General features: G+C 69.6%; 5 protein-coding genes. 3 read left to right on the top strand and 2 right to left on the bottom strand.

What is annotated here, in order from left to right:
- Window positions 1-196 precede the first annotated feature (196 nt).
- Window positions 197-1,420, top strand: coding sequence for a pyridoxal phosphate-dependent aminotransferase (locus WBP48_RS00710; RefSeq protein WP_424434582.1), 1,224 nt, complete (start codon window positions 197-199; stop codon window positions 1,418-1,420).
- 79 nt (window positions 1,421-1,499) lie between these two features.
- Here the strand turns inward: WBP48_RS00710 and WBP48_RS00715 are convergent, their stop codons facing one another.
- Entirely contained in the window at window positions 1,500-1,940 is a 441-nt protein-coding gene (locus WBP48_RS00715; protein ID WP_424434585.1) for an Rv3235 family protein, read from the bottom strand.
- Between the two features lie 156 nt (window positions 1,941-2,096).
- Here WBP48_RS00715 and WBP48_RS00720 point away from each other — a divergent pair, with 156 nt between their 5' ends.
- Window positions 2,097-2,723: a hypothetical protein gene (locus WBP48_RS00720; RefSeq protein WP_424434588.1), complete on the top strand. Its 627-nt coding sequence runs from the start codon at window positions 2,097-2,099 to the stop codon at window positions 2,721-2,723.
- Between the two features lie 47 nt (window positions 2,724-2,770).
- On the opposite strand, the gene WBP48_RS00725 is transcribed toward WBP48_RS00720, so the two are convergent.
- Window positions 2,771-3,052, bottom strand: a complete 282-nt coding sequence (locus WBP48_RS00725; protein WP_424434591.1) for a helix-turn-helix domain-containing protein — start codon at window positions 3,050-3,052, stop codon at window positions 2,771-2,773.
- 98 nt (window positions 3,053-3,150) lie between these two features.
- On the opposite strand from WBP48_RS00725, the gene WBP48_RS00730 reads away from it, so the two are divergent.
- On the top strand, window positions 3,151-3,783 hold the full coding sequence (locus WBP48_RS00730) for an SAF domain-containing protein (protein ID WP_424434594.1): 633 nt from the start codon (window positions 3,151-3,153) through the stop codon (window positions 3,781-3,783).
- Window positions 3,784-3,855: the final 72 nt, after the last annotated feature.

The following is a 3,855-nucleotide window of genomic DNA, read 5'->3' on the forward strand; positions in this document are numbered from 1 at the left end:
GCGGACGGATGCCGCGGCCTCCGGTGCCGGCGCGCCCGCCCCGTTGAACCGCGCCGCCCGTCGCGCCGCCGAGAAGAAGAAGTAGCCCCGACGAGACCCGCGGGCGGGTCGCGAATGGCCGCTTTGCGCTGAGGATTGCGACTATGTGCGACCCCGCCGGAGGCAAGCCCGGCCGGGCCGACGATATCCTGATCCGATGAGTCCCCGCATCCTCGACCAGTCCTCCAAGCTCAAAGACGTCCTCTACGAGATCCGCGGGGCAGCACTGGTGGAGGCCGACCGGCTCGAGGCCGACGGGCATCGCATCCTCAAGCTCAACACGGGGAACCCGGCCGTCTTCGGGTTCGAGGCGCCCTACCAGATCGTGCGCGACATGATCGAGGCGGTGCCGTACGCGCACGCGTACAGCGACAGCCGTGGCATCATGTCCGCGCGGCGCGCCGTCGTCTCGCGCTACGAGCAGGTCCCCGGCTTTCCGAAGTTCGATCCTGACGACGTCTACCTCGGCAACGGGGTCTCCGAGCTCATCACGATGACGATGCAGGCGCTGCTCGACACTGGAGACGAAGTCCTCATCCCGTCGCCCGACTACCCGCTGTGGACCGCCATGACGAGTCTCGCCGGCGGCACGCCGGTGCATTACCGCTGTGTCAACGATGGCGACTGGCAGCCCGACCTCGACGACATCCGCGAGAAGATCACCCCGGCCACGAAGGCCATCGTCGTCATCAACCCCAACAACCCCACGGGCGCCGTCTACTCGCGCGAAGTGCTGCAGGGAATCGTGGAGCTCGCGCGGGAGAACTCGCTGCTGCTGCTTTCCGACGAGATCTACGACCGCATCCTGTTCGACGACGCCGAGCACGTCCCGCTCGCGACCCTCGCACCGGACCTGCTCTGCCTCACCTTCAACGGGCTGTCGAAGACGTACCGGGTCGCCGGCTACCGTTCCGGGTGGCTCGTGATCACGGGCCCCAAGAAACACGCTGCGGGCTTTCTCGAGGGCATCCAGCTGCTCGCCTCGACGCGCCTTTGCCCCAATGTCCCGGCGCAGCACGCCGTGCAGGCGGCCCTCAGCGGCGTCCAGTCCATCGACGCGCTCATCGCTCCGACCGGCCGGCTGCACGAGCAGCGGGATGCCGCGTGGAGCGCGCTCGTGTCCATCCCGGGCGTCACGTGTCTCAAACCGCGCGGTGCGCTGTACGCGTTCCCGCGGTTCGATCCCGAGGTCTACGAGATCCGCGACGATGCGAAGTTCGTGTACGACTTCCTGGTGGCCGAGCACGTGCTGCTGGTGCAGGGAACCGGGTTCAACTGGCCGACGCCGGATCACTTCCGCATCGTGACGCTGCCCGAGGCCCGTGTGCTCACGGAGGCGATTCAGCGCCTCGGCAACTTCCTCGCGTCATATCGGCAGTGACACGAGGCCGGTCAGCTTTTCAGGGGCGCTGCCGCGCCGTGGGGGCGAGAGAACCTGCAGGGGTCGCGAGACTCTCGAGCTAGAGCAAGCCGAGCGATGTCGCGCGCCAGCGTCCGTCCCACCCCTCCAGGCGTACCGCTACTGCTCGCGTGCGTGCCGGCCCGGCCGCGATCACGACGCCCTCGATGACGCCGTCGGCCGGCGAGGAAGTGTGCGTGGACAGGATACGGTACGCCGGACGGGCGGGAGCGACCCCGCGCGCGCTGCGCGCCCGCGCCGACAGGTTGGCGCGCGTGACGAGGACGCGGAACGCGTCTTCGTCCAGCCACCGCGCCAGCTGCTCGACCTCGCGGACCCCCGCCAGGACCTCCAGCACACCGAGCGTCAGATTCTGCAGCAGCGGCGCCGGCTCCGGGAGCGACTCGGTGGGAGTCCGCTGGGGAGCGAAGTACTCGGCGATCTCGAGCGCAGATCCGTATCGCGTGGAGGTGCGGGCGGATCCGCCCTGGGGCTGGGTCATCCGAGACCTCCTGTGCGTGTTCGGGATGCCGGGGTGGCGTGCCCACGAGTACAACACAGCGTCTGCGACCGTGGGATGAGAATCCTCCAACCTGTGGACAAGTGCCCTGTGGACAGTTGTGTGCGGCATCCGCGGCATCCGCGTACTCTCCGGGGTGTGCGCTGGGATCGGTTCTTCGAAGACCTGGAAGATCAGCTCGACTCCGAATGGGAGGCCGAGCGCGCTGCGTTGGAGACGGAATCCGAGCGGCTGCGACTTTCGCGCGTCACGTTGCGCGAGCGACTCGTCGCACTCGCCGCCGCGGGGACGGCACGCCCTGCGGCATGCGAACTGACCGACGGAGGGACGTTGGAAGGTCGTGTCTCCCGCGTGGGCGCCGACTGGTTCGCTCTCGCCGCTGACCCGCCTGGTGACGGTCTGCGCCGCGCGGCTTCGCGCGCACTGTGGATCGTGCCGCTCGACGCCGTGCGCGCGCTGACGCTGCCGGCCCCCGACCTGCTCGGCAGCGTTCGCGACGCCGCACCGGGTGACACCCTCGGTCAGCGCATGGGGCTCGGGTTCGTCCTGCGCGATGTCGCGCGCCGCCGCGTCGGTGTCACCGTGCGGGTGGCCGGCGCCGCTGCGCTGCACGGGACGATCGATCGGGCCGCGGCCGATCACTTCGATCTCGCGCTCCATGACATCGATCAGCCTCGGCGTGCCGGGGCGGTGACCGGGTTCCGCGTGATCCCATTCGCCGCGATCGCTGCTGTGGGCCTGGCGGCGCCCATCGCACTGCCCTGATCGCACTGCCCTGATCTCACTGCCTTGAGCGCCGCACTTGGGGTCGCTCAGTCGGGGTTGCGCACGTTTCCGCGTCCCCACAACTCCGGAAAACTCGCGGCGTTCGATTCTCGCCACAGTGCGATGCGGCGGGCCTCCTCGGCCTGGTCGTCGAGATAGCCGGTGACGCTGTCGGCTTCGATGCGCCAGCGTGCTGGGGATCCGACCTTCATGCCGCGCAGGTGCCCGTCGAGCACGAGCGCGATGACTTCGTCGACGGGCAACTGGAGCATCTCGGCCACTTGGGCGGGGGTCAGCAGGTGCGCACCGGATTTCGGGGATTCGGGCATGAGGCAATTATGCGTGCGCCCCGACCGCTGGTCCCCTCTCCACGCCGCCCTGTGGATAACCTCGACGCCGGACGGCGAGAATCGATGACGATGGGGACATGAGCGAGCTCCCTGTCACCGCGCGCCCACGTCCGCGCGCCTTCTGGGCCGACGTGAGATTTCTGCTGGGCATTGCGTTGGTCGTGGTATCGGTGGCCGGCGTGTGGTTCGTCGTCGCGGCGGCCCGTCAGACCGCGCCCGTGTTCGCGGCCGCCCGCACGATCACGCCAGGGCAGGCGGTGGATGCCGACGACCTGCGTGTCGTCGAGGTCGCGCTCGGGCAGCTCGAGGAATCCTACGCGTCACCGGCGACCCTTCGGCCGGATGCTGTCGCCACGCGGACGATCACGGCGGGCGAGCTCGTCCCGCAGGATGCCGTCGGTGACGCCGCGCGGGCGCGCTCCACGACGATCGTCGTGCACAGTGCGACGGCGGTGCCCGCCGCTGTCGCCGCGGGATCCGATGTGGAACTGTGGGCGGCCCCGCAACGTGAGCGCGGGGTCTATGAGACGCCGCGCATCCTCGTCCCCTCCGCCACCGTCGTCTCCGTCGATCGCGATGAGACCATGATGGGCTCCGGCGGCACGGCCGTCGAGCTCGTCATCGCCCGCGCCGACGTCGCCGCAGCCCTCGCCGCCGTCACCGACGGGTCGAGCCTGTCGATCGTGCCGACCTCGGGAGGCACCCCGTGAGGGCGATCATCGCGCACGACGGTCCTCACGGGGTGCGCCTCGCCGAGCGTCTGCGCCGCGATGGCGTCGAGG

Origin of the sequence: Microbacterium sp., assembly GCF_049661145.1 — a bacterium.
In the GTDB taxonomy this organism is placed as follows: domain Bacteria; phylum Actinomycetota; class Actinomycetes; order Actinomycetales; family Microbacteriaceae; genus Microbacterium.

Coding starts and splice junctions, on each gene's coding strand:
- WBP48_RS00725 (WP_424434591.1), bottom strand. CDS start 3,052: ATGCCCGAATCCCCGAAATCCGGTGCGCACCTGCTGACCCCCGCCCAA.
- WBP48_RS00730 (WP_424434594.1), top strand. CDS start 3,151: ATGAGCGAGCTCCCTGTCACCGCGCGCCCACGTCCGCGCGCCTTCTGG.
- WBP48_RS00710 (WP_424434582.1), top strand. CDS start 197: ATGAGTCCCCGCATCCTCGACCAGTCCTCCAAGCTCAAAGACGTCCTC.
- WBP48_RS00715 (WP_424434585.1), bottom strand. CDS start 1,940: ATGACCCAGCCCCAGGGCGGATCCGCCCGCACCTCCACGCGATACGGA.